This window comes from Caballeronia eucalypticola (assembly GCF_047608185.1).
Taxonomy (GTDB): Bacteria; Pseudomonadota; Gammaproteobacteria; order Burkholderiales; family Burkholderiaceae; genus Caballeronia.
The window spans coordinates 1-25952 of sequence record NZ_JBLKRU010000054.1; the positions used below are offsets into that span (position 1 = coordinate 1).

The following is a 25952-nucleotide window of genomic DNA, read 5'->3' on the forward strand; positions in this document are numbered from 1 at the left end:
CCCGGTCAGTGCCGCAGATCTGGCGCTCATGCGCCGGATCGACGAGTTGCACCTGGAGCATCCGTTTGCCGGCGCGCGCATGTTAATGCGCTTGCTCAAGAGAGAGGGCATCGCGATTGGACGCAAGCACGTCGGCACGTTGATGCGCAAAATGGGCATCGAGGCGCTGTATCGCAAGCCGAACTTGAGCCGCAAACATCTGGCTCACAAGATTTGGCCGTACCTGTTGCGCGATCGGAAGATCGAGCGCAGCAACGAGGTGTTCGCATTGGACACGACATACGTGCCTATGGCACAGGGCTTCGTCTATCTCACTGCTGTGATCGATTGGGCCAGCCGCCGTGTTTTAGCCCACCGAGTCGCGATCACGATGGAAGCTGAGCATGCGGTGGCAGCGCTTGAAGAAGCGTTCGCGAAGTATGGATTGCCTGAGATCGTCAATACCGATCAAGGCAGCCAGTTCACCAGTACAGACTTCACCGACGCGGTCCGCTCGCGTGGGATCGCTCTGTCGATGGACGGCAAGGGAAGCTGGCGGGACAACGTTTTTATCGAACGGCTGTGGCGCAGCGTGAAGTACGAAGAAGTGTATTTGAAGGCTTACGAATCTGTCGCACACGCAAGGAAGTCAATCGACCATTACCTGACGTGGTACAACCAGCAAAGGCCTCATTCAAGTCTGTCGGACAAGACCCCGGATGAAGCTTACTTCGCGATGCTGCCCGCGATTAAATCGGCAGCGTGACCGCCCAGCGTTCCACTTAAAAATCGAAAAAACTGTCCGAATGAACGGGGCCACGTCTCATACCCCCAGCCCCACATCCCGTGACTTATCGCCGCAGCGATATGACGTGCATATCTCCCCTGCTATGGGTTCTGAATATTGACGGTGATACTTTGCGAACCGTCACTGTGGCGGCGCTCAGCCCGGCCGAAAAAGCGCAGAACGATGCTTCGACGCCACCACAGCAACGCTAAAAAGACGCGACGACAGCCCTAAAAGCAGCAGCGCAAACCAACGCGAGCAACGAGACATGAGCCAGCCCATCCGCTTCTACCACCGCAACGCGATCCGCGAGGTCAGCGACGCAGCCGTGACCCGCACCGTCCTCCAGTACCTGCGCGAAGACGCGCTCTGCACCGGCACGAAAGAGGGCTGCGCCGAAGGCGATTGCGGCGCGTGCACTGTCGTTCTGGGCGAACGCGACGAAGCGGGCGGGGTCAAGTTCAAGACGGTCAACGCGTGCATCCAGTTCCTGCCAGCGCTCGACGGCAAAGCGTTATTCACCGTCGAAGACTTACGCCAGCCCGACGGTTCGCTGCATCCGGTGCAGGAAGCGATGGTCGAATGCCACGGCTCGCAGTGCGGCTTCTGCACGCCGGGCTTCGTGATGTCGATGTGGTCCTTGTACGAAAAACACGGGCACGAACACGCATGCGCGAACAAGACCGTTCCGTCACGCGCCGATATCTCCGACGCGTTGACCGGTAATCTGTGCCGCTGCACCGGCTACCGGCCGATCGTTGACGCGGCGGAGCGGATGTTCGAAATCCCCGCGCCAAAAGCCCCGGTCGATATCGCCGCGCTGTCCCGCACGCTCGCCACGCTCGAACGCGAAGACACATTCCACTACGAACATGCGGGCCAGCGCTTCGATGCACCGCGCACCGTGGAAGAACTTGCGCTGATCAAGGCGGCCAAGCCATCGACGCGCATTCTGTCCGGCAGCACCGACATCGGCCTGTGGGTCACCAAGCTGATGCGCGATCTTGGCGACATCGTCTATGTCGGGCGAATCGACGCATTGCAGAAGATCGAAACGTCGAGCGACTGGATTGAAATTGGCGCGGGCGTCACGGTCGAACGAGCTTACGAAGAACTCGCCAAGCACTATCCCGAGCTGAAGGAAATGTGGAAGCGCTTTGCGTCGCTGCCAATTCGCAATGCCGGCACGCTTGGCGGCAACATCGCGAACGGTTCGCCGATTGGCGACTCCATGCCCGGACTGATCGCGCTCGGCGCGCACGTGATCGTTCGCGGCAATGATATCGATCGCGTCATGCCGCTCGAAGACCTCTACCTCGCGTATCAGAAGAAGGACATGGCCGAGCACGAGTTTGTCCTCGGCTTGAAAGTGCCCACGCGGACCGGCGTGCGCGCAAACCTGAAGTTCCGCACCTACAAGTTATCGAAGCGTTTCGACTCGGATATCTCGGCAGTGTGCGCGGCGCTTTCGTTTATCGCCGATGGCGACGTGATACGTGACCCGCGCATCGCGTTCGGCGGAATGGCCGCAACACCCAAGCGCGCGACCCACGTGGAAGACGTGCTGCGCGACGCCGACTGGCACGAAGCCACTGCGCAGGCCGCGATGCTCGCGCTCGCGAAAGACTACGCGCCGTTGTCCGATATGCGCGCGTCGAGCGACTATCGGCTCGAAGCCGCGAAGAACACGTTGCATCGATTCTGGCTTGAGACACGCCCAAATAATCCGTTGCCGAAAGCGGCGCTCGATGTACGCGCAGTGACTGCTTCCTGAACTTCAACGGACACGGAGAACAACAGAATGAATCAGCAAGCTGAACCGTTCCTGAGGGACATGAAGGAAGCCAAAGATCTCCTTGAAGCTGACTTCACGCAGGTCCACGTTTCGCGTCCGCACGAATCGGCGCATCTGCATGTCAGCGGCCGCGCGAGTTACACCGACGACATTCCGGTGGTCGCCGGCACGCTGCACGCGGCGCTTGGAATGTCCGCGAAGGTGCACGCAAAAATTGTATCGATGTCATTTGACGCCGTGCGGGCAACGCCTGGCGTTGTCGCTGTCTTCACGGCCGCTGATATCCCCGGCGTGAACGATGTCGGCCCGATCATTCACGGTGATGACCCGATCCTCGCCGATGGCATCGTGCAGTTCGTCGGTCAGCCGATGTTCATTGTCGTCGCGATGTCCCACGACATTGCCCGCCGCGCCGCGCGCCGGGCCGAGGTCGTGTATGAAGAGTTGCCTGCAATCCTGACACCGCAACAGGCGCGCGCCGCTAACTCGCACGTGCTGCCGCCAATGAAGCTCGCGCGCGGCGACGCCGGCGCGAAGATCGCGTGGGCCGCCCATCGCGAAACGGGCGAAATGCTGCTCGGCGGCCAGGAACAGTTCTACCTCGAAGGTCAGATTTCTTACGCCGTGCCGAAAGACGACGACGGCATGCACGTGTGGTGCTCGACGCAGCATCCGTCGGAAATGCAGCACATGGTCGCCCATATGCTCAACCTGGCGTCGCATAACGTGCTGGTCGAATGCAGGCGGATGGGCGGGGGCTTCGGCGGCAAGGAGTCGCAATCGGGACTGTTCGCGTGTTGCGCGGCGCTCGCTGCATGGAAGCTGCTGTGTCCCGTGAAGCTGCGTCCGGATCGCGACGACGACATGATGATCACCGGCAAGCGGCACGATTTTCACTACACGTACGAAGTGGGTTATGACGACACCGGACTGATCGATGGCGTGACCGTCGACATGACGTCGCGCTGCGGTTTTTCGGCTGATCTTTCGGGCCCTGTGATGACCCGCGCGCTGTGCCATTTCGACAATGCGTACTGGCTGCCGCACGTTTCTATCGATGGATTCTGCGGCAAGACCAATACGCAGTCGAACACAGCGTTTCGCGGCTTTGGCGGACCGCAGGGCGCGTTCGCGATCGAATACATCATGGATAACGTCGCGCGTTCGGTAGGGCTCGATTCGCTCGATGTACGCCGCCGGAATTTGTACGGCAAGACCGAGCAGAACGTCACGCCATACGGACAGGCGGTTGAAGACAACGTGATTCACGAACTGCTCGACGAGCTCGAAGCGACCAGCAATTACCGCGCTCGTCGCGAGGCTGTGCGCGAATTCAATGCGAACAACGATGTGCTTAAAAAGGGACTCGCACTGACGCCGGTGAAATTCGGCATTGCGTTCAATGTGACTCACTTTAACCAGGCCGGCGCGCTGGTGCATATCTATACCGACGGCTCGGTGCTCGTGAATCATGGCGGCACGGAGATGGGGCAGGGGCTAAACACGAAGGTCGCGCAGGTCGTCGCGCACGAGCTCGGCATTCGTTTTAACCGCGTGCGCGTGACGGCGACCGACACGAGCAAAGTCGCGAACACATCGGCGACCGCGGCGTCGACCGGCAGCGATCTGAACGGCAAGGCCGCGCAAGATGCTGCGCGTCAATTGCGCGAACGGCTTGCCGCGCTTGCTGCCGAGCACTATGGCGCGGGCGAAGTCGACGCGCGCGACGTACGGTTCATCGACGACCGGATTGTGGTCGGTGACAAGGCAATTCCTTTCGATGAAGTGATCATGCAGGCGTACCGCGCGCGGGTGCAGTTATGGTCCGATGGTTTCTACAAGACTCCTAAGCTTTACTGGGATCAGGGAAAGATGCAGGGACGGCCGTTCTCTTACTACTCCTATGGCGCAGCAGTTTCCGAAGTCGTGATCGACACGCTGACCGGTGAGATGCGTGTGCTGCGTGCCGATGCGTTGCACGACGTGGGCGCGTCGCTCAATCCGGCTTTGGATGTTGGACAGGTCGAAGGCGGTTTCATCCAGGGCATGGGTTGGCTGACGACCGAGGAATTGTGGTGGAACGCGGGCGGCAAGCTGATGACCCACGCGCCGTCCACGTACAAGATCCCGACCGTCAACGATTGCCCGCCCGTATTCGACGTCCGGCTGTTCAAGAACCGCAATGCGGAGGACAGCATCCACCGGTCGAAGGCTGTTGGCGAACCGCCCTTGCTGCTGCCGTTTTCAGTGTTCTTTGCGATCCGCGACGCAGTGGCGAGTGTCGGCAATAACACGGTGAATCCGCCGCTGAACGCGCCCGCGACGAGCGAGGAAATCTTGAAGGCCGTGAATGCGGTTCGCGCGGCAGTAGCTGCCACTACTGCCGTTGCTGCGCCCTCAGCCGCTTATTGATTCGAGGCTTGCTATGGAAATGCTCCAGGAACGCGTGCTGATCGGCCGTCGTAGCGGGGTGTCCGTACCGCCGGCCGCACCGCCGACGCATATCGTGCTGTTCGGCGCCGGGCACGTCGGCCACGCGCTGGTCAAGTTGCTGGGCATGCTGCCTTGCGTGGTTCAATGGGTCGATGCACGCGACGAACTATTCCCCGATGAAGTGCCCCACAACGTGCAGATCGAAGCAACGGATACACCGGATGTGATCGTTGATTCGGCGCCTTCCGGCGCGTGCTTCCTGGTGATGACGCATGACCATTCGCTCGATTTTTCGCTAGCAGTTCGAATCATGCGACGTAACGATTTCGCTTACTTTGGCATGATCGGGTCGAAGACGAAGCGCGTGAAATTCGAGCGGCGATTGGTTGATCGAGGTGTTGAGCCGGCGCGCTTGACGGAGATGACCTGTCCGATTGGCGTGGAAGGGATTGTGGACAAGGCGCCGGCTTCCATTGCTGTCGCCGTTTGTGCGCAGTTGATGCAGGTCAGGGCTTTGGCGCAGTACGGCGCTCAACTATGCTCGGGGCGCGAAGGCAGCAATTTTTATCGATGAAGGGAGCTGTCGGCGACTCCCTGTTCGTCATGCAGGTGATCTAGCGCCGGCAAAAACGGATCGTTGCAGCATCCAGGTTCCCCTTCAGCAAGGCAGATTCCCCAAACCGGATTGTTCCGAATCCGGCTCCATTGGGCGAGCGGAAGGCGCATTCGGAGTTTGAAAGCTTGCAATATCCTGACAAACACGCTTTAATGAAGTCATGTGCTTCTGTTGTCCTTCCCCAGCGCTCTTGACTTAGGTAACCGCCGTGTTTCTCATTTCGCTCCATTCACTCGCAGTGTTCCATTTTCCGGTTGTGACCGGAAGGTGCCTGCGTGCGAGCGAAAAATCGAGGGGCACGCAGCTCAATCGGAGCCGCGCACGTCCGGCGGACATGTCGGCACTTCCTTGTGCCCGGCTCCTGCGTAACGACTGATGGTCAGTTAACGCGCGAACCGGGCCTTCTCCTCCCGCACATCTCACATCACCGCATCGGCGTCGATCCCTACCAGGAACCGACGTTGGAAACGCACGTGTGCGCGTCTGTTCGGCGATGTGACCAATCATTTTCGTCCGCGATTTAAACCGCCAGGAAAGCTTTTATCCACCGGTTCTCCGGGACCGTGGACAGCGATGCAGCCGCACGCAACGTCTTTTACGGATCAACGGCATGGCGTGGTTTATCGCACAGGATAACTAACAGTAGAACAAGTGATTTGATGGCGGTTGCATTAGCCCATTTGATTCTTAATTTACCCACGAGGTACCCTATGTCACTCAATAAAATTCAATCATCGCCATTAACGAGATCCAGAACCAAGAGCATGCCCAAAGGTATGCCCATCCTGTCCGAACTCGATATGGAACGGCTCAAGCGTTGCGCGCGCGCGTCGGGTGCTTCATCCGAGCACCGTACGCTCGTGGAGGAACTCGAGGGTACCGCCATGCTGCTTGATGCCGCCGAGGTGCCGGCAGATGTCGTCATGGTGAACACCCGAATCGAATGCACGGTTGTTGCCAGCGGGGAAGCGCATCAATGGACGCTCGTCTATCCCGATGAAGCGGACTATGAACGGGGATGTATATCGGTTCTTTCGCCCACGGGTTTCGCGCTTCTCGGCACACGGGTGGGGCAGAAAGTGGAGTGTCGACCGCCAAGCGGCGTGCCGGTTCAATACATCGTTAAAAGCATTTTGTTCCGTCCGGAACAGCTGGCCTTAGCCGATTGACTTCCAAAGGCGTGCGTCAAGATCAAGGCGTGCACGGACGAGCGGGGCGATGCGCAAGGCATCGCACTCAACTGCTGTGTCCGTCATGCCGGCAACAAAATTCGCGCTGAGGGCCGCCGCCAAAACCGTATTCCAAGGCCAGTAGATTTGTCGGCTTACCTCTGCCTCTCCCCCAAACACACATCGAAGAACCTGTCTTGGCTGGCCTTGCGATCCATCACGCGCACTGGCAACGCTCTCAAGGCTTTCTGCCGATGAGACTGGAACATTCCCACCTCCCTTCGTACGCCGCCGCAGAAAGACCAACGGCGTCGGCCTGCAAATTCGACCCTTTTTCCGATGATCTTCACGTAAGCATAGACCTCACGCGGATTGCTGCAAGCCGTTGCCCACCTGTTGCCGGTTAACCAGTTGCGCATAGACCGAGTTGTTCGCCAGCAGTTGCGCGTGCGGACCCGCTTCAATCACCGAGCCGTGGTCCAGCACGATGATCAGGTCGGCCTCGCGCACGGTAGCCAGCCGGTGCGCAATGATCAGCGTCGTGCGATTGGTCATGAGCGTCTTCAGCGCGGCATGTACCTGTGCTTCGCTGATGGCGTCCAGGTGTGACGTTGCTTCATCCAGGACCAGCACCGGTGCATCCTTGAGAAAAGCACGCGCAATGGCCACACGCTGACGCTGCCCGCCCGACAACTGCACGCCCCGTTCACCCACCCGCGTGGCGAGCCCCTGCGGCAGCGTTGCCACGAAGTCCCCAAGCGATGCCTGCGCAAGCGCGAGTTGTAGCGCTTCCGCGCTGGCGTCGGGCCGCGCGAGGCGGATGTTTGCCTCAAGGGTGTCGTTGAAGAGATACGTGTCCTGTGACACGAGGGCAACGTGCGAGCGCAGCGAGTCGAGCCGCAGGCGCCGCAAGTCGACGCCATCGAGTTGAACCGAACCTGTGTCCGGGTCCCAGAAACGCAGCAGCAGATTCGCAATCGTGCTCTTGCCGGCGCCCGAGGCGCCAACAAGCGCCGCAGTAGAACCCGCACGCACGCAGAAAGACACGCCATTCAACACAGGTTGCGCGCGCTCGGCGTAAGCAAAGCGGGCGTCGTCAAAGCGGACTTCCGATCCACCCGGCGATGGTTGCAAGTCGCGTTCTCCGTCGAGCACGGCAACGGGCTCGTCATGGACGACTCTCAAGCGCCGAGCCGACGCGATGGTATCGGCCAGTTGCCTGCCCACCTGCGCAATTTCAGCCACCGGCATGAAGGCTGCCACGGCGAGGAGGATCAGCATCGGCAGCCACCCCGCGGAGAGTTGCCCGGCCGAGACCAGGAACGCACCTATCACGGCAACAGCCAAGCCGCCGAGTCCGGTCGCGACATCCAGCAGCGCAGTTTGACGAGCCAGATCCGCCAGCAGCGAGAGCCGCGTCACACTATAGTCGCGTGCCAGCGCCATGAACGCATCGCGCCGTCGCCCGGTTGCCTGGAACGCGAGCAGATCGGACAAACCCTGAATGGTCTCCGTCATATGCGCGCCGAGCAGACCTAGGGATTCGCGCGCCTTGCTGCCTAATACATCGATACGGTTGCGCCCGCGCACCGGCGAGAGCATCGCGTACACCAGGAACGGCAGCAGTCCGAGTGCAAGCGGCCAGGCCGCCGTTGCGAGGACGCCTATGACCGCGGCCGGCACCAGCACCGCGACTATTGCCGGGGCGACCGTATGCGCATAAAAATATTCGATGGTCTCAACGTCTTGCGTCGCCAACGTTACGAGATCGCCGGAGCGGCGGCGGAGGAGATAGCCGGGCGCCAGACGATCAAGCTGTCCGAACAAGCGGATTCGAAGATCCGCCAGCAGCCGGTACGCCATGTCGTGGGCAAGCCAGGATTCAAGCCAGTGCAACACTGCTGCGAGCGGCGCAACGAGCAACAGATACGCCGCGATCGCCTGATGCGGATTGCCGGCACGCAGCGCGGAAACCAGCCATGCACCCAGCACACCTACACCGATGAAAGCCGTCACTCTTCCAACGCCCAAAAGAATGGTCAACACAAGCCGCACTCGCCACGGGTGGATTGCCGCGATCAGGGACCCCAGCGTGGCCTTCCAACCCAGGGTTCTTGCATCGGCATCGAGCTCGCGCGGACCTTGCACAGTGTCTTCTTCCGTCTCACCGGCTTGCGCGGTCTTCGTTCCAGGCACGGCTGTTTGAAGAGCCGTTGTATCTGAGCGTAATGCCGACACACTGCGAGGCGTCACTTGCGCCGCCATCAGGCGGTGATACAGCCCGCTTCGCTTCATTAGTTCGTCATGCGTACCACTTTCCGCGACAAGGCCATCGTCCAGCACCAGGATGCGATCGGCGCCGATCACACTCGACAGTCTATGCGCGAGGATCAGCGTGGTGCGGCCTTGCATCAGGCGGTCCAGCGCCCGCTGAATCAGCGCCTCGTTTTCCGCATCGACGGCCGAGAGCGCTTCATCCAGTATCAGGATTGGGGCATCGCGCAGCAGTGCCCGTGCAATGGCAAGCCGTTGGCGCTGGCCACCTGACAGTTGCACACCGCGTTCGCCAATCGAAGTCTGATAGCCATCAGGCAGGCTCGAAATAAAGTCGTGAGCGTAGGCTGCCCGCGCGGCGGCTTCCACTTCATCATGGGTGGCATCCGGCCTCCCGAGCCGAAGGTTTTCTTCGACGGTACCCGCGAACAGCATTGTGTCCTGCGCAACCACCGCGATCTTCGCGCGCAGTGCATCGGGGTCAAGCGTACGCACATCCTGACCTGCGATGCGGATACTGCCGGCCTGAGGATCGTACTGGCGCAAAAGCAGGCGAACGATCGACGACTTGCCTGCGCCGCTCGGCCCCACGATGCCAATGCGCTCGCCGGCCGCCACCGAGAACGTGAGTCCGCGGTGCGCGAGACCGCGGCCGCCGGCATAGGCAAAACGCACATCGTCGAAATCCAGCGATGCCGGCGCGTCGCGCAACGAGTCCGTACCGGCCTCCGGCATCGGCGGGTTGGCCTCGAGCAGTGAGCGAATGCCCGCCGTCGCGGCTTGCCCGAGCATGCCTTGATGCAGGACGCTGCGCAGCTCGCGCAACGGCCGGAAAATCTCCGTACCCGCCATCAATACGATCAGGAGCGTGGTCAGGTCCATCTGTCCATGAGTCACGCGCCACGCGCCAAGCACGAGCGCCAGAGCAGCGCCCAGGGCGGCTCCCAGATCGACGATGCCGCGTGTAAGAAGGCCTGCCGCGAGCACCCAGAAAGTGTTGTCGGATACAGCACGCGCCTGCGTGGCGAGGCGTTCGCCCCAGACGCGGCTTTGCCCGAACGCCTTGAGCGTTGGCAGGCCCTGGACTGCATCTAGAAAGGTTTCACCGAACTCCTTGAATGCCTGGGCGCGCGCGAGGCTGGTGCGGCGTTCATGCATGTGTACGGCGATCGGCCCGAACAACGCCACCAGGGCGGCGACCAGGAGCACGGTGGCCACGGGCAGGTCCCAGAATGCGATGAAGCCGAAGATGGCAAACGGCGCGCAGAGGGCCACGGCCAGTTGCGGCAGATACTGCCCGAAGAAGGTCTGCAACTGCTCGACGCCATCGATGACCGACAACATCACGCCGCCCGTGCGTTGTTCGGCGAACCACGCCGGTCCAAGCGCCACGATACGGTCATACAACTGGCCACGCAGCGTTTCCTGGGCTCGCGCTGCGGTGCGGGAGGCGATGCTCGCGCGCCAGTGATCCAGCAGCGCACGCAGTACGATCGCGGCCGCTACAGCCACCGATGGCGCCACCCACGACTGCCAGGGATTGCCTCGCAACACCTGCGCGAGCAACTGGCCGAGAAACACAAACCGCGCGATGCCGGCCAGCAAGGCCAGCAATCCGACGACGATGCTGAGCACCATGTGCCCGCGTAGTCCCTTGGTCAATTGCCAAAGGCGAAGATCGAAATACATCCGGATAACTCCTCAAGGTATTGGATCATCGTGGCATGGACCTGCGCGGCGCGCGAGCGATGCTTTCTCAACCGGGGTTGAGCTAAACTTTACCCATGATGCCAAGACTCTCTCCCCACATTCCTCCGCTGGCCGCCCTGAAGGCGTTCGAAGCCGTAGCCCGACTCGGCAGCCTGAGCCGCGCGGCGGAAGAGCTCAACGTTACCAAGAGCGCCATCAGCCATCAATTGCGCGCGCTGGAATCGGCGTTGGGTACAACGTTGATGCACCGCGGCGGTACGACTTCACGCGCGCAACCCACGTCTGCGGGGCAGGAGTTGCTGCTGGCCATTGAAGCGAGTCTGATTCCGTTGGGCGAGGCCTGTGAGCGGTTAGCTGTGCGGCGGCGCAAGCGACGGCGCACGTTGACGGTTTCAGCGAATGCGCCATTTTCATCGCTGTGGCTTGCGCCTCACGTGGTTGAGTTCTCGACGCGCCATCCGGAAATCGCGGTGAACCTGAGGGTGTTTGACGATGAACCGGATTGGCAGAATGACACGATCGATATCGCGATTCTGCGCGTGCCATTGTCAAGCTCGACAACCGATACGCCGAACTCGCATCCCAGCGACCGGGCGCTGGTCCGGGAGACTGTGTTCCCCGTGTGCAGTCCGTTGTTGATCGACCCTCGGACCGCTACTCCGCAGATACTCGCCGAGCATCGCTTGCTGCAAGAGGAGCATCACGCATCGAGCCGTGAAATAGACTGGCAGACGTGGTTTGCACTGCTCGGTGCCGGCGTGCTTCCGGAGCAGAACCTGGTGCGCTTGAGCAGCTTTAATCCGATCATCGGCGCTGCGATTGCGGGGAAGGGTGTTGCACTCGGCCGGTCGCCGCTGATCGATTTCGACCTGGCCCACGGCCGTCTGGTGCGACTCTTTCCAGAGCATGAATTGCCGGGGTCGTGGCAGTTCGTGATTCGCCTGCATCCCGAGCGCTCATCCGATCCGACGCTGATCCAGTTTCAAACCTTCATGCTCGAGCGCTCGGCGATCTGACATGCATGGGAGGTCTCGCTTGGGCGCTGGCGGACGGGTTTGGTCATTGCCTAGTATAATAGGCATTAATGCGTTTAATGCCTATCTAAATGAGCAATCTTGTGATACCGCTGCAAGCTGCCGAGCGGGTTGTCCAGCTGGGTCAGCGTGTCCGGATCGCGCGCATCCGGCGCGGCTGGTCGGTCGCGGATCTTGCCAGCAAGGCCGGCATCAACCGCAATACCCTGACCGCACTGGAACTCGGCAGGCCAGGCACGGCAATCGGCGTCTGCTTTACCGTTCTCTGCGCGCTCGGTCTGGAGCAGGCCCTGGACGCTGTTGCCGATCCGGATGCCGACCTGCATGGCAAGGCCCTTGAAGCGACGCGTCGCCCAATGCGCGCAGGCAAGCCCAGGAAGGCGAGCGACGACTATGATTTCTGAACGCGAAGCGTGCGTCTGCTTGCAGCTTCCGGCGGGCTTTTTAGCCGTGGCAACGGAAAAAACGAGAGCGGTGAATGAGCGTCCGCCGTACAGCGGGAAACGGTTTCAAACGGCGTACCGCCGTGGGCATTAGAATGGACTGATCTATTCTCGGCCGGATTTATCGGCCTGAGACCTTGTGGCAAATTGATTAAGAACTGGGAGAGATGTGGATATTTTCTATCATTGGAAGGACTTCGCGCTCGATGTGAAAGAGGGCCGCATTGGTACGCTCGGATCTGACGGAGCCGTGCTCGAGCAACTAAAAGAACGCCTGCCGCGCAAGGTATGGACGTTTGCGACGCCGAAGGGAAAGAAGGGTCGGCTACAACTCATCGGCTCGTTCCTGATCACTGAGTCGAAACCAGTTTCGTTCGTGCCCAAATGGAAACACAACCTGTTTTACGATGCGGCGTCGCCGCGATCCGTCCTTTACACCGACTCGGCCAACCCGGAAAGAATCGATGAGGTGAGCGACTATTTCAACCGGCAATTCAACGCGACGGGTAAATTTACTGTGAGCGGAGAGAAGGGCATCCGGGAGATGGAAGCGGATGTCGTGCGCGGTTTCGAAAAGCTGGTGCAAGACTATCCGACCCTGCAGTTAATGGATGCCCTGGCCGCGATGTCCTGAGTTCAGGAGAAGCATCCGTTCTAGTGGTCACGCCTGCAGACTTCCGACGGAAAGCGATCGCCATGAAAAAGCGATATTGCATTCTTCGTGGTCCTGGCAGGCGTGAGCGCGACGCCATTACCCTGCCAGTATCTGTATCTGTACCTTCACCGCCCCCGTATTGATTATTCCGTCTGACGCTTAGCACAACACGAATTGATGGTTCGTCACAGCCCGGAGCGCTGCTACATTTCCGGCTGTGATGCACCCTTCGTGTGCTCGCTCTATCTACAACTGCGCAGACCAATACAAAATGAAAATCAATCTTCTCACTGCAGCCTTCATGGGGTCCATGCTGCTCATGTCGAGCCTGGCGCATGCCGATCGCCTCGACGATATCAAGAAGGCAGGCGTGCTACGCGTGGCGACTTTTGACAGTAATCCGCCCTTTGGCTTCGTCGATCCAAAGACGAACAAGATAGTCGGGTTGGATGTGGACTATGCGAAAGCGGTCGCTGACAAACTCGGCGTGAAACTTGATATTCAGCCGACCAATCCGGCCAACCGCATTGCGTTCCTGACATCGAAGAAAGTGGATCTCGTTTTTGCGAATTTCACCATTACCGATGAACGCAAGAAAGAGGTCGATTTCAGCACGCCGTACTTCGCCTCGGGTACGCAATTCATCGCGAAGAAGGGCACGCTGAAGTCGCCGGATCAACTGAACGATTTACGCATCGGCGCGGATAAAGGAACGACCAACGAGCAACAAGTTCGCGCTCAGTTTCCGCGAGCCACTATCGTGGCTTATGACGACACGCCTTTTGCATTTGCCGCCCTTCGGACGGGCAACGTCCAGGCGATCACGCAGGATGGTCCGAAGCTAGTCGGCTTGCTCGCTAACGTACCGGACCGCGACAAGTACGAAATTCCCGCTTTCACCATCTCGAACGACTATGAGGGCGTGGGTGTGCCCAAGGGCGAGCCGCGCCTGCTGAGTGTCGTCAACGACACGCTGACGGGTCTCGAGGCAAACGGTACTGCGGGCCATATCTACGATCAGTGGTTCGGACCGAAAAGCCGCGCGCCATTGCCGCGTTTGTTCAAGATCGGCGACCCGCAGAAGAGCTGATCGCCGAGTGTCCGGCCAAGCCCGGTTCGACCGCAAACGGTCGAACCGGGCTTGGCATTTTAATTTCTCATTCGTGTTTAGCTGAATGATTCCAATGAACGGATGGCTTGCGCCGAAGTATCTGATCTGGCTGCTGCAGGGCTTCGGCATGACGCTGGCATTGTCTGCGTCAGTCATAGTTACGGCGACGTTATGCGGCTGCCTGCTTGCCCTTGCGCGCACTTCGCGCGCCGCGCCGGTGCGTCGCGCGGCTGCGCTCTATGTATTGGTGTTTCGCAATTCACCACTGATTGTGCAACTGCTGTTCTGGTATTTCGGCGTGGCGACGCTGTTGCCCGACGCGGTCATGACGTGGTTGAATACGCCGCATTTTGCGGACGTTGGCATGTTCAAAATGTATTGGCCATCGTTTGAATTCGTGGCCGGGTGGATCGGATTGACCTGTTATTCGACCACGTTCATTGGCGAAGAATTTCGCTCGGGGTTATCGGGTGTACCCGTGGGTCAGCACAACGCGGCAGCCGCTCTTGGACTCACGCCGTTGACCGCATTCGTTCATGTGATCTTGCCGCAGGCGGTGCGGATCTCGACGCCGCCCTTGTTCGGGCAGTACATGAATATCGTCAAGAATTCGTCGCTGACCATGGCGATCGGGCTGGCTGAACTGTCGTATTCGTCGCGTCAGGTCGATACCGAGACCTTCAAGACGTTTCAGGCATTCGGCATGGCGACGGTGCTGTACATACTGACGATTGCTCTGCTGGAAGTTGTGCTCGTGGTAGTGCAGCGCAGCGGTTCGCGAGCGGCGGTGCGCCGATGAACGACGCCTTGTCCGCCATCCTGTCCAATCTACCGTACTTGCTCGTCGGCACGTTTCCCGATGGTCCGTTGGGGGGCGCCGCGCTCACGCTGGTGATGGCCTCGATCTCCGCTGTGTCGTCCGCGATCCTCGGGTTGGCGGGAGGCATTGGACTTGCGATGACGCGCGGCGTAGGTCACGTGATCCTGCTCGCAGTAATCGGGTTCTTTCGCGCCATACCCGTGCTTATGCTGATCTTCTGGACCTTCTTCCTGCTGCCGGTACTGCTTCATGTCAACGTACCGGGTCTGGCGACGGTCGTAGCCGCGCTATCGCTGATCGGCGGGGCGTACCTGTCGCATTCGGTTCATGCGGGTATCGAAGCAGTGGGGCGAGGGCAGCGCCAAGCGGCGCTCTCGCTGGGGCTGACACGCTGGCAGGCGATGCGTCATGTACTGCTGCCGCAGGCTATCCGCATCATGGCGCCGTCGTTTATTAACCAGTGGGTATCGCTCGTCAAGGACACGTCGCTCGCTTATATCGTCGGCGTGCCGGAACTTGCGTTTCTCGCTAACCAGGTGAATAGCCGGTTGATGATTTATCCCGTGCAAATCTTCCTGTTTGTGGGGCTCGTCTATTTGATCCTGTGCACTTCGCTCGATGCGTTGGCGACCCGTCTGTTGCTGGGCCGCGCGCAACCTGCCGAATCGCGGGTGACGGCGTTCCCCGTGGCGATCGCGCCGTCGCGGGAGTAAGGCAAGAGGCCTTTTCTCAACAGTCCCAGGCGCGCGTTTGATTGGTATAGCGAAGAGATGTTGAAAGTCGCTTAGCCGCCGCGCTTCCTGGGCCACTTTGGAAACGGCCAGATGTCTGCTCTTGGCTCCGCCACTTGGACAGCTTTGGCAACCCGCCCACGGCATCCGCACGACGTTCGCAAGCCGCTTCGCACGTAACTAGAGGCAAAGATCTTTCCGGTTCCGCAGTCACACTGGAAAAACCAGCGTGCGCCGTTCTTGCCGTGATTCACATAGTGAGACGCAGTGAGCTGGCCAAAACGATGGCCCGCTGCAATTTCAATCTGACGCAAGCAGCCGCACGATAGCGTCTTGCGATACTTGACGCTTTGAACCGCAAGAACCTTCTCGACGCCGCACGCGCACCTGAAAAGCCAGCGAGAACCGTCCTCGCGGGATATGGCGGTAAGCCTGCCAAACGTGCGGCCGGTAATATCGATTGCCATCTTGAGTCAGCTCAAAGCAAAACTGCTTGTCGTTAAAAGTCCAGGGTCTTCAGGATGCAGATCGTCTCGATGAACTGAGAAATCATACCAACATTGGATTCCGGGGCCTTGCACGAACGAGGGCGTACATTTTATCGCAGGAGTTTTTCTAACTCGGACCGGCAGTTAATCTGCTTTGCCTTTGCATCATGCTGTAGTTATTCTTGTGTGCGTCGAGTGCCGAGATGGAATGGGGAATGCCAACCATGAGCTCACCTGCATTCAGTCAGTCTCGGCACTCAATTCTTATCTCACTACCACAAGAAGGTTTGCTAAATGGATACCGACGCCCAAGCGCCGTTAATTCTGATAACGGGTGGAGGTCGTGGCGTAGGCGCGGCGACTGCACGTCTTGCTGCAGCACAAGGGTACGACGTAGCAATCAGCTTCATCTCCGACGAATCTGCCGCCCAGGCGGTAGCAACCGATGTAGAAGCGCTCGGGCGCCGCGCGTTAGCCATGCGTGCGGACAGCTCGGATCCAGAGCAGGTCGCTCAGCTATTCGCCGCGATCGACCGGGAGTTCGGCCGGATCGATGTACTGGTGAATAACGCCGCGGTACTCGCGCGGCAGTCCCGGATAGAGGATCTCGAGTTCGAGCGGATGCAGCGTATTTTCGTGGTCAATTCGATCGGTCCTATCCTCTGTGCACAACAGGCAGTGAAGCGCATGTCGTATCGTCACAATGGGCGGGGCGGCGCCGTGATCAACATTTCGTCGGCATCGGCCCGGCTCGGCAGTCCTAACGAATATGTCGATTACGCTGCGTCGAAGGGTGCCGTTGAGACATTCACCACGGGTTTTGCAAAAGAAGTCGCGCGGGACGGGATACGCGTCAACTGTATTCGCCCTGGGCACATCTACACCGACATGCACGCGAGCGGCGGCGAGCCGGGACGGGTGGACCGCGTCAAAGATTCGATCCCCATGGGACGCGGTGGTCAACCTGAAGAGGTTGCGCGGGCGATCCTCTGGCTAGCGAGCGCCGAGGCTTCTTTCATCACCGGCACGTTCCTCGATGTCACTGGCGGCAAGTGAGCAACAGCGTGCGGCATTGGACGCGTCGTCTTGGCTGAGCGCAGAGCTCTAGCTGTCCATATAACGTGGCACACGGCAGGGAAGATTTTCCCGTCCTAACCAACATGGAAATAGCCGCGGCTGGCTAAGACATCCCGTTGCAATACTGAGCGGTGCCCGTTTGCGCACAGGACAGCGTAGCCTGCATTTATTCTTTCGGTTTCTCGCCTGCCGCTACGAGCACCGGAGCCGCCGCCGTGCTCGCCAACTCTTCGCTTGACCAGCCGCCGCCCAACGCCTTGATCAACTGCACGTTCGCGCTTAGCTGGCGTGTCTGGATATCGAGCAGGCCGCGCTGAGCGTCGAGTGCGGCGGTCTGCGCCTGGACGACATCGAGATAACCCACCGCGCCTTGCCGATACCGGTGCAGCGCCAGATCAACGGAATACTGCGCCGAGTTGCTGGCATCGCGTTGCTGGTCGAGCGCCGTGCCAAGGTCCTGCAACAGAGAAAGATTGTCCTCGATTTGCTGGAACGCCGACAGCACGACACCGCGATAACGCGCACCGGCTTCATCGGTTGCCGCTTTCGCCGAATCGAGCTGTGCGCGGCGCAAGCCGCCATCGAAAACGTATTGCACGAGTTGCGGACCGATCGCCCAGAACAACGTCGGTGCACTAATCAAATTCGAATATGCGGTGCTTTGAAATCCGGCCTGCGCACTGAGCGTGATGGACGGGAAATACGCAGCACGCGCTACGCCGATCTTCGCATTGGCTTCAGCCACGCGACGCTCAGCCGCTGCAATGTCCGGGCGCCGCTGCAGCAACGTAGAGGGCAAGCCGGTGGGAATCACGGGCAGGGGAATCGCGGCGGTTTGCTGCGGCAATGTGAATTCGGACGCGGACGCGCCCACCAGTTCGGCGATCGCGTGTTCAATCAACGCGCGCTGTGCGAGGTTCTGCGACAACTGCGATTTCGCCGATGACAACTGCGTCTGCGCGCGCGATACGTCGAGCCCCGAAACCAGTCCTCCGCCGTGCAGCGTTTGCGTGAGTTGCAGCGCACGCGCGAATGCCGCGACGGTGTCGGTCAGCAACTGTGTCTGCTGATCGAGACCGCGCAGGCGGATATAGCTGTCGGCGAGTTGAATCTGCAGGCTCAGTTGCACCGATGCAAGATCGGCCTTCGATGCCTGTGCTTCGTCCTTGCCCGCTACCACGGAATCGCGCACGCGGCCCCACAGGTCAAGGTCGTAGTCGACCTCGCCGCCGAGCGTGGCGGAGTTGTAGTCGTTAGGGCCGCCCACACGCAATGGCCGCCTGTACGACTGCCGGTCGCGTTGTGGAACTGCATTCGCGGAGACCTTCGGGAACAGGCCGGCTGAGACCTGATCCACGAACGCCTGAGCCTGCCGGTAGTGTGCGAATGCCGCGGCAAGGTCCGTATTGTTCGCGAGCAGGCGCTGCTCGAGGTCATCGAGTTGAGCGTCGTTGTACATCTTCCACCAGCCGTTGCGGCTCAACTGGTCGGCGGGCTGCGCGCTGATCCACGGACCGACCGTGTGATATTGCGCGACGACGGGCGTTGGCGGCACCTTGTAATCCGGCGCAAGCGAGCAGGCGGCCAGCGCGAAGGTGCTTGCTACGGTTGTGGCGAACAAAGCCGGAGCGCGCAACGTACGTAACCTAGCCATTGGCGGCCACCTTCTTGTCGGCGCTGGCGACTTGCACGTGATCGCCGTCAACCAGACCATCCGGCGGCGTATCGATCACGCGGTCGTCTGCAACGAGCCCCGAGCCGATCTCGACCGAGTCGCCGAAATCGCGATTGATCGTCACCTTCTTGAACACGACCTGACCGTTCGCACCGAGCGTCGCGACCGTCAGGCCGCGCGCGTCGAAAACCAGTGCGCTGGCGGGAACCCGTACCGCGTTGGCCTGCACCGGCAGCTTGAAATGCAAGCTGGCAAAACCGCCTGGCAGGAGCTTGCCGTTGGAGTTGTCGACGAGTAATTGAACCAGCGTGGTGCCCGAACTTGCATTGACCGAATCCGCCGATGCAATCACGCGCGCAGTGAATTGCTGGCCGGGATATTCAGGTACGGAAAGCGTCGCTGTCGTGCCGCTGCGGACATCGGGGGCGTAACTCTGCGGGACCTGTACATACACGCGCAACTGCTTGACGTCGGACACCGTGAACAACTCCTGTCCGACGCCGCCGCTACCTGCATTGATGAGCGCGCCCACGTCAGTGTCACGAGCCGTCACCACGCCGTCAAACGGCGCCAGGATGCGCTCGAAGCCCTTGGTGGCGAGCAAACGATCCACATTGGCTTGCGCGGCCGCCACGGTCGCTTTCTTCGCGGTGTAGTCGCCCGTGCGTTCATCGACTTCCTGCTGGGCGACCGAGTCGGTGCCGAGCAGCGCCTGCCAGCGTTTCGCGGTCGTTCCCGCCAGCGCCGCGTTGGCTTGCGCGCTGGCCAGGTCCGCTCGTGCTTGCAGCAACTGCTGGTCGAGTTCCGGCGACTCGATCACCGCGAGCAATTGCCCGGCCTTCACCGGTCCGCCGATATCCACATTCCACGACTTCAGGTAACCGCTCACGCGCGCGAAGATCGGTGCACGCGAATACGCTTCGAGATGCGAGGGCAGGTCGAGCGTCGGACCGTTTGACGCGCTGACCGGATGGATCACGTTGACCGTCGGGACGACCTGCGCGTTGGTCCAGGTCTTGAGGTTGCGGGCATCGACGAAACGCAGCGTGACGCCGGCGGCGACCACGAGCAACGCCACCACCACAAGCACTACGCCGATCATGACGAGCCGCCGGCGCGGCACGGGTTGGTCGGTCACGGGTTGAGTGGTAATAGTAGGTTCAGATGACATGAGCAGGACCTCCCGTAACGGGTGTCGGGACAACCGCGCGGCCAGGGCGCGAGTGAATGATGCAGAAGATCACCGGGACCAGGAGCAGCGACGCGGTGGTAGCGAAAATCAGGCCGCCGATAACGGCGCGGCCAAGGGGTGCGTTCTGTTCGCCGCCTTCGCCCATCGCGAGGGCCATCGGCGCCATGCCGATGATCATCGAAAGGGCGGTCATGAGCACCGGGCGGAAACGGGTAAAGCCGGCCTCGAGCGCCGCCTTGAACGGGTCGCCGTGAACAGCCAGACGCTCGCGGCAGAAACTGACCACGAGGATGGAGTTGGCGGTCGCCACCCCCATGCACATGATCGCCCCCGTCAGCGCGGGCACGGACAGCGTGGTGTGGGTCGCGAACAGCATCCAGACGATGCCGGCGAGTGCGGCCGGCAACGCGGTGACGATCACGAACGGATCGGCCCACGACTGGAAGTTGACCACGACGATCAGGTAGATCAACACGACTGCGCCGAGCAGCCCGAACAACATACCGGCGAAGGCGCTGTTCATGGTCTGCACCTGGCCGAGCAGCGCAACCGATGAACCCTTCGGCAATGTACCGGCATTACGCTGCACCACGCGCTGGATGTCGGACGCAACCGCGCCAAGATCGCGATCCTGCGTGGTGGCGAAAATCTCGACCATCGGCTGGATGTTGTACTGGCTCACGACCGCGTTGGTGTTCGTACGCTGGACGGTCGCGAGGCCGCCGAGGATCTGGCCGCTGCTTTGCAAGCTCGACGTGATCGGCAAGTTTTGCAACGAGGCCAGCGAATCGAGGTTGTATTGCGGCGTCTGCATCACGATCGGATACGACACGCCGTTCGCATTATTCAACCAGAACGTCGGTGCGACCTGGCTCGATCCCGCGAGGTTCACGACCAGGCTGTTGGTCACGTCCCGCTCGTTGATGCCGAGCAGTTGCGCGCGGGTGCGGTCGACGTCGACGTTGAAGGTGGGAGAGTTCTGCGCTTGCTGGATGCGCGCATCGACTACGCCGGGGATCTGGCGGATCTCGCGCAACAACCGGTTCGCATAAGCGAAGTTCCCGGACAGGTTGTTGCCGCGCACCTGCAGGTCGACCGGCGCCGGCGAGCCGAAGTTCAGGATCTGGCTGATGATGTCCGCCGGCGGGAACGAGAACGTCACGCCCGGATAAAGGCGCGGCAACTTCTCGCGCATCTGCCGCACGTACTCCGCGGTCGGACGATGATCTTCGTTCAGCGCGATCTGGATGTCGCCGTCCTGCGAGCCGATCGTGCCGGTGTTGTTATAGGCGAGATTGATACCGCTGACCGGCAGGCCGATGTTGTCGACCATGGTGGCGAGTTCAGCGGTTGGAATGATCTGTCGAATCGACCCTTCCACATCCGCAAAAATCTGCGCGGTCTTTTCGACCCGCACGCCGACCGGCGCGCGTACGTGCAACAGGATCTGCCCGGCGTCCACATCGGGGAAAAAGTTGCGGCCGAGCAAGGGCACCAGCGCGAACGAGACCAGCACGAAACCGAGGAAGCAACTGACGAACGGTGCGCGATGATTCAGCGCGAGTTCCAGCAGGCCGTGATAACCCGCGCGAATCTTTTCGAAGCACCGTTCGAAGCCTTGCTGGAATCGTCCAAGTGGTCCGGGGCGCTTCTTTTCGTGCGCATCTTCATCCAGGTTGTGAGGATGCAGCAGGTACTTCGCCATCGTGGGAACGAGCGTTCGCGACAGGATGAACGACGCCACCATCGCGAAGATCACGGCCTCGGCCATGGGCACGAAGAGGAAACGCGCGACGCCGTCGAGGAAGAACATCGGCACGAACACAATGCAGATACAGAGCAACGCCACGAACGCCGGCGTGACGATCTGCGCGGCGCCATCGAGAATGGCTTCCTCTACTTGCTTGCCTTGCTCCAGATGCCAGTTGATATTTTCGATGGTCACGGTCGCGTCATCGACCAGGATCCCCACCGCGAGCGCAAGGCCGCCGAGCGTCATGATGTTGAGCGTCTCGCCAAGCGCTGACAGGGTCGCGATTGAACCGAGAATGGCGAGCGGAATCGAGGTCGCAATGATGACCGTCGAACGCCAGCTGCCGAGGAACAACAGGATCATGAGGCTGGTCAGCGCGGCCGCGATCACGCCTTCGCGCGCCACGCCGCTAATGGCCGCGCGCACGAAGAGCGACTGGTCGCCGATAGGCGCAATCTGCAGCGCGTCGGGCAATGACGCCTTGGCGTCGAGCACGTGCTGCTTGATGCCGGCAATGATGCCGAGCGTGGACACCGAGCCGTTTTTCAGCACCGACATCAGCACCGAACGCTTGCCGTCCACATGCACGATGTTGGTTTGCGGCGGACTGCCGTCTCGGACGTTGGCGACATCGTGGATATAAACCGTAGTGCCGTTGACCGCCTTGATCGGCAGGTCGCCCAGCGCTTTAAGCGCGTAAGGCGCGTTGTTCAACTGCAGCGTGTATTCGTGATCGCCGATCTTTTCCGTACCAATCGGCGTCAGCAAGTTCTGGGCGGCGAGCGCGTTGGCGACGTCTTGCGCAGACAGTCCGCGCGCTTGCAACGCAGTCGGGTCAATATCGATTTGTATCTGGCGAGACTTGCCGCCGAAGGGATACGGGATCGACGCACCGGCCACTGTCACCAGCGCCGGACGCAACTGATTCAGCCCGAGGTCGCCCAGGTTTTGTTCGGTGAGACCCTTGCCCGAGAGCGCGAGCTGGATGATCGGCACCGTGGATGCGTTGTAGTTCAGGATCAGCGGCGGCGTGGTGCCCGGCGGCAACTGACGCAATTGCGTCTGCGAAACGGCGGTCACCTGCGCGTTCGCGTTACTGATGTTCACGCCCGGCTGAAAGAAGATCTTGATGATGCCGAAGCCGTTCACCGATTCAGCTTCGATGTGCTGGATGTCGTTGACTGTAGTGGTCAGCGATCGCTCGAACGGCGACGTGATTCGTCCGACCATTTGATCCGGCGGCAAGCCCGTGTATTGCCATACGACGCTGATCACGGGAATGCGGATATCAGGAAAGATATCGGTCGGCGTTCTGATCGCGGAAAGCGGTCCGATGATCAGGATGAGGATCGCGAGGACGACGAAGGTGTAGGGTCGTCGGAGGGCGATACGTACTAGGCCGAGCATGAGCGTTCCAATACTTGGGGTTGAACTGAACCGATGAATTCTTTCTAATTACTTTCGAAATCCGGATAAGCACCGATTTCAAATAGACATCGCCAAGCGTACGTGATTTTGTCTGAAACGAAGACAATCCGGGAATGTACACAAAGGAAAACAAAGCTGCAGCGCGCCATCGCATTTTTGGACGGGCTTTAGAAGGTTTCCGGCCCGTTTTGGCAGCGGATTGAAGGCGGTAAATAAGCGCCTACCCCATTATTCACAAAGGTCTGAGGCTTTTCTGCGTCGTCGGCGCAGGCTTGTGAAGCGGTGCTGAGAGACGCACGGATTCTTTTATTACCGGCTTTTACGGCGCGGATTGCTTAAGACGGGATTGGCTTGTAAGGAGCTGATTCGCGGCGGATTTTTTGACGTAACGAAAGCGCGGTGCATTGGAGTATTTGAGTTCGTCCCCCGCTGCACCGTGCTCCGCAACATTATGCAATCTTAAAACGCGTGCTTGATGCCGACCGTGATCGCGACCTGACTGTTTGTCGACGAGGGTGACAGCGTGTTGATGGTGGCGTTGTTCAGCGCCGAGCCATCCGTCCCGCCACTGACGTGTTGATACACCCCTTCCGCATACAAGTCCGTGCGCCTGCTGAGCGAGTAGTCGGTCTGCAGCGTCACTTCGTGCCACCGTGGCGATGACGACGTGCCGCCGGTGCTATAGGCGCCGTCGGTGAAGGTGTAGGCACCTGCCAGACTCAACGCGGGGGTCAACGCGTAACGCGCGTTGAACTCGTAGTTGTTCAATCGCAAGCCGCCGTTCAACGCCATATTGCCCGCACCGCCGGCGAACACGCTAGCCATGTTGTCGATTTGCGAATGGGTCCACAGCAAGCCAACGGTTGCCGGGCCAAACACATAGTTGCCGCCCACGCCCCAGATCCGCTGACGCGCTGCGACGAAGTCTGCGCTGCCATCGGCTAATGACACCGCGCCGTTGGGATTGGTGCCCAACACGCCACCGCCCGCGTTGTTTATCTGGAGGTAGGCTGCTGCGACGTTGAACGGCCCATGCGCATAGGTCGCGCCAAAACCATAGGCGCGATTGTTGGAGAAACTGTTTGCGTTGTTGCTGAACGAATAAGCGCCGCCGAACGTGATGCCCGCATAAGGCGTGCTGACGTACTTGACCGTGTTGTTCAGGCTCAACGAGTCGGCCGCGAGGTTATCGTTGTTGAACGGATGCGCCGAAAGATTGCCGCCGTAACCGCTGCCCGCCGCCGATAACGGGCCAAGATAATCATTCGCCGAATCGAACTGGCGACCGAGCAGCACGGTGCCGAACTGACTGCTCTGCAGGCCCACGTACGCTTGTTCACCGAATGCATCGCCGCCATTGAACTGGGTACCGTTGTTCAGGTTGAAGCCGTTCTCGAGTTTGAATACAGCCTGAAAGCCGCCGCCCAGGTCCTCCGCGCCTTTGAGTCCGTAGACGGTGTTTTCGGTTGCGGCACTCGTTTCCTGCCAGGTGCCGTGGCCGCCCTGGTTGTCGGTGTAGATAAGTCCGGTATCGATTACGCCATACAGCGTCACGCTGCTTTGAGCATGCGCCGACACAGCGCAGCCCGCAGTCAAAGCGGTGGCCAGGAAAGAGGTGTTCAGGGATTTTTTCATTTTGACAGCTCCATGGTATTGCGGCGCCAAGCGCGCTTAAAACTGCTTGCTGCCCGGTCGATACTTCGACCAGGCAGCAAACAGAAACGGGGTATTTAAAGAGGGGAAGGGCCGTGTTTCAGGCCATGATCGCGAGCTGCCGGGTGCAGGCGTCGAGCGCGATCCGGAGCTGCTCTTTGAGCGTCGCCGACGCTTCCATGATCGGCAGGCGAGTCTCGCTTCTGATCGTGCCGTCAAGCGCCAGTGCTGCTTTCACGCCGGCCGGATTGGGTGCGCTGAACAGGAGTTTGATCACCGGCTTGAGCGCTTCGAAAAACGCAGCGGCGTCGTCCGTTCTCGCCGATAAAACCCGTTCGTGGATCTCGGCAAGAATATCGGCGAAAAGATGGGCGCTCGTCAGGATGCCGCCCGATCCACCCGCGATCAGGCAGTCGACATAGGCGTCGTCGTTGCCGCACAGCACGCTGATCGGCAGTTGGCAGAGCCTTTGGAAATTCGCCGGCACGCAAGCCTTGATGGCGACAATATTGGCGTGTTCGACGAGGCGCTCAACCGTGTTCGTCTCGATGCAAACACCGGTGCGATGCGGCACGTCGTACAAGATGATGGGCCGCTCGGTGGCGCGCGCAACTTCGCTGAAGTGCCAGCGAATGCCGTTTTGATCGGGGCAAATGTAGGCAGGCGCGGAGACCAGGTATCCACCGATATCCCAGTGGTCCAGTTCGCGGATTTCCTGCACCATGTCGCGCGTATTGAGACCTCCGACACCGACCACCACCGTCGGGCGTGTCCCGATGACTTCAAACAGGGAGCGCAGGACCTTATGCCGCTCGCTGTGGTCGAGCAACGCCGCTTCACCGGTCGTTCCCAGGGCGACGAAGCCGCTGATCTCCTGGCTCAGGTAGCGTTCGGCAAGCCGCTGCAGTGCATCCACGTCGACTTGTCCGTCCTTGAACGGCGTGACAATAGGCAACCATATTCCAGACACCATGCTCAACTCCGCTGCGCGCGGCGACCGGCTGCACGCGAAGGACCTGGAGGCTTTGCGGCGGTTGACACTGCTGCCGGGCGCGATCTTTGGCCGGCGCGAATGCTCGTTAATACATCGTCGAACGTCATGATGGTTTGCTTCGAATTCCATTCAATT

Annotated in this window: 18 protein-coding genes; 12 read left to right on the top strand and 6 right to left on the bottom strand. The window is 60.2% G+C overall.

The window, feature by feature from the left end:
- From ACMX25_RS35120 to ACMX25_RS35140, 5 genes are all read left to right on the top strand, one after another.
- A partial coding sequence (locus tag ACMX25_RS35120; protein WP_414954486.1) for an IS3 family transposase occupies positions 1 to 745 on the top strand: 745 nt, incomplete at its 5' end.
- Between the two features lie 289 nt (positions 746 to 1034).
- Positions 1035 to 2540 carry a xanthine dehydrogenase small subunit gene (xdhA, locus tag ACMX25_RS35125; protein WP_414954487.1) on the top strand — a complete coding sequence of 502 codons (1506 nt, stop codon included), beginning with the start codon at positions 1035 to 1037 and terminating at the stop codon, positions 2538 to 2540.
- A gap of 27 nt (positions 2541 to 2567) precedes the next feature.
- Entirely contained in the window at positions 2568 to 4973 is a 2406-nt protein-coding gene (xdhB, locus tag ACMX25_RS35130; RefSeq protein ID WP_414954488.1) for a xanthine dehydrogenase molybdopterin binding subunit, read from the top strand.
- Positions 4974 to 4986: 13 nt separating this feature from the next.
- A complete protein-coding gene (gene xdhC, locus ACMX25_RS35135) occupies positions 4987 to 5568 on the top strand; it encodes a xanthine dehydrogenase accessory protein XdhC (RefSeq protein WP_414954489.1) in 582 nt (193 codons plus the stop codon).
- A gap of 806 nt (positions 5569 to 6374) precedes the next feature.
- Positions 6375 to 6779: a GreA/GreB family elongation factor gene (locus ACMX25_RS35140; RefSeq protein WP_414954490.1), complete on the top strand. Its 405-nt coding sequence runs from the start codon at positions 6375 to 6377 to the stop codon at positions 6777 to 6779.
- Between the two features lie 363 nt (positions 6780 to 7142).
- Here ACMX25_RS35140 and ACMX25_RS35145 read toward each other — a convergent pair whose 3' ends face one another.
- The gene (locus tag ACMX25_RS35145; RefSeq protein WP_414954491.1) at positions 7143 to 10742 is read right to left on the bottom strand and encodes an ABC transporter ATP-binding protein; all 3600 of its coding nucleotides are present in this window, start codon (positions 10740 to 10742) and stop codon (positions 7143 to 7145) included.
- A 95-nt stretch (positions 10743 to 10837) separates the two neighbouring features.
- On the opposite strand from ACMX25_RS35145, the gene ACMX25_RS35150 reads away from it, so the two are divergent.
- From ACMX25_RS35150 to ACMX25_RS35180, 7 genes are all read left to right on the top strand, one after another.
- Positions 10838 to 11779, top strand: coding sequence for a LysR substrate-binding domain-containing protein (locus ACMX25_RS35150; protein ID WP_414954492.1), 942 nt, complete (start codon positions 10838 to 10840; stop codon positions 11777 to 11779).
- A gap of 89 nt (positions 11780 to 11868) precedes the next feature.
- Positions 11869 to 12201, top strand: a complete 333-nt coding sequence (locus ACMX25_RS35155; protein ID WP_414954493.1) for a helix-turn-helix domain-containing protein — start codon at positions 11869 to 11871, stop codon at positions 12199 to 12201.
- 208 nt (positions 12202 to 12409) lie between these two features.
- Positions 12410 to 12874: a hypothetical protein gene (locus ACMX25_RS35160; RefSeq protein ID WP_414954494.1), complete on the top strand. Its 465-nt coding sequence runs from the start codon at positions 12410 to 12412 to the stop codon at positions 12872 to 12874.
- A 292-nt stretch (positions 12875 to 13166) separates the two neighbouring features.
- A complete protein-coding gene (locus ACMX25_RS35165; RefSeq protein ID WP_414954495.1) occupies positions 13167 to 13985 on the top strand; it encodes an ABC transporter substrate-binding protein in 819 nt (272 codons plus the stop codon).
- Between the two features lie 94 nt (positions 13986 to 14079).
- Positions 14080 to 14805, top strand: coding sequence for an amino acid ABC transporter permease (locus tag ACMX25_RS35170; protein ID WP_414954496.1), 726 nt, complete (start codon positions 14080 to 14082; stop codon positions 14803 to 14805).
- The gene (locus tag ACMX25_RS35175) at positions 14802 to 15539 is read left to right on the top strand and encodes an amino acid ABC transporter permease (RefSeq protein ID WP_414954497.1); all 738 of its coding nucleotides are present in this window, start codon (positions 14802 to 14804) and stop codon (positions 15537 to 15539) included. The genes ACMX25_RS35170 and ACMX25_RS35175 overlap by 4 nt, the downstream gene beginning before the upstream one ends.
- Before the next feature lie 800 nt (positions 15540 to 16339).
- Positions 16340 to 17101, top strand: a complete 762-nt coding sequence (locus tag ACMX25_RS35180) for a glucose 1-dehydrogenase (RefSeq protein ID WP_414954498.1) — start codon at positions 16340 to 16342, stop codon at positions 17099 to 17101.
- Positions 17102 to 17288: 187 nt separating this feature from the next.
- Here the strand turns inward: ACMX25_RS35180 and ACMX25_RS35185 are convergent, their stop codons facing one another.
- From ACMX25_RS35185 to dapA, 5 genes are all read right to left on the bottom strand, one after another.
- Positions 17289 to 18776: an efflux transporter outer membrane subunit gene (locus tag ACMX25_RS35185; RefSeq protein ID WP_414954499.1), complete on the bottom strand. Its 1488-nt coding sequence runs from the start codon at positions 18774 to 18776 to the stop codon at positions 17289 to 17291.
- Positions 18769 to 19968 (bottom strand): efflux RND transporter periplasmic adaptor subunit, encoded by a 1200-nt coding sequence (locus tag ACMX25_RS35190; protein ID WP_414954500.1) that lies wholly within the window; start codon positions 19966 to 19968, stop codon positions 18769 to 18771. The genes ACMX25_RS35185 and ACMX25_RS35190 overlap by 8 nt, the downstream gene beginning before the upstream one ends.
- Complete coding sequence (locus ACMX25_RS35195; RefSeq protein ID WP_414954501.1) at positions 19958 to 23149, bottom strand: efflux RND transporter permease subunit; 3192 nt, start codon at positions 23147 to 23149, stop codon at positions 19958 to 19960. Before ACMX25_RS35195 ends, ACMX25_RS35190 begins: the two co-directional genes overlap by 11 nt.
- A 480-nt stretch (positions 23150 to 23629) precedes the next feature.
- Positions 23630 to 24805: a porin gene (locus tag ACMX25_RS35200; RefSeq protein ID WP_414954502.1), complete on the bottom strand. Its 1176-nt coding sequence runs from the start codon at positions 24803 to 24805 to the stop codon at positions 23630 to 23632.
- Positions 24806 to 24923: 118 nt separating this feature from the next.
- Entirely contained in the window at positions 24924 to 25796 is an 873-nt protein-coding gene (dapA, locus tag ACMX25_RS35205) for a 4-hydroxy-tetrahydrodipicolinate synthase (protein WP_414954503.1), read from the bottom strand.
- Positions 25797 to 25952 lie beyond the last annotated feature (156 nt).

Coding starts and splice junctions, on each gene's coding strand:
- ACMX25_RS35165 (WP_414954495.1), top strand. CDS start 13,167: ATGAAAATCAATCTTCTCACTGCAGCCTTCATGGGGTCCATGCTGCTC.
- ACMX25_RS35170 (WP_414954496.1), top strand. CDS start 14,080: ATGAACGGATGGCTTGCGCCGAAGTATCTGATCTGGCTGCTGCAGGGC.
- ACMX25_RS35155 (WP_414954493.1), top strand. CDS start 11,869: ATGAGCAATCTTGTGATACCGCTGCAAGCTGCCGAGCGGGTTGTCCAG.
- xdhB (WP_414954488.1), top strand. CDS start 2,568: ATGAATCAGCAAGCTGAACCGTTCCTGAGGGACATGAAGGAAGCCAAA.
- ACMX25_RS35175 (WP_414954497.1), top strand. CDS start 14,802: ATGAACGACGCCTTGTCCGCCATCCTGTCCAATCTACCGTACTTGCTC.
- ACMX25_RS35150 (WP_414954492.1), top strand. CDS start 10,838: ATGATGCCAAGACTCTCTCCCCACATTCCTCCGCTGGCCGCCCTGAAG.
- ACMX25_RS35140 (WP_414954490.1), top strand. CDS start 6,375: ATGCCCAAAGGTATGCCCATCCTGTCCGAACTCGATATGGAACGGCTC.
- ACMX25_RS35190 (WP_414954500.1), bottom strand. CDS start 19,968: ATGTCATCTGAACCTACTATTACCACTCAACCCGTGACCGACCAACCC.
- ACMX25_RS35145 (WP_414954491.1), bottom strand. CDS start 10,742: ATGTATTTCGATCTTCGCCTTTGGCAATTGACCAAGGGACTACGCGGG.
- xdhC (WP_414954489.1), top strand. CDS start 4,987: ATGGAAATGCTCCAGGAACGCGTGCTGATCGGCCGTCGTAGCGGGGTG.
- dapA (WP_414954503.1), bottom strand. CDS start 25,796: ATGGTGTCTGGAATATGGTTGCCTATTGTCACGCCGTTCAAGGACGGA.
- ACMX25_RS35195 (WP_414954501.1), bottom strand. CDS start 23,149: ATGCTCGGCCTAGTACGTATCGCCCTCCGACGACCCTACACCTTCGTC.
- ACMX25_RS35185 (WP_414954499.1), bottom strand. CDS start 18,776: ATGGCTAGGTTACGTACGTTGCGCGCTCCGGCTTTGTTCGCCACAACC.
- xdhA (WP_414954487.1), top strand. CDS start 1,035: ATGAGCCAGCCCATCCGCTTCTACCACCGCAACGCGATCCGCGAGGTC.
- ACMX25_RS35200 (WP_414954502.1), bottom strand. CDS start 24,805: ATGAAAAAATCCCTGAACACCTCTTTCCTGGCCACCGCTTTGACTGCG.
- ACMX25_RS35180 (WP_414954498.1), top strand. CDS start 16,340: ATGGATACCGACGCCCAAGCGCCGTTAATTCTGATAACGGGTGGAGGT.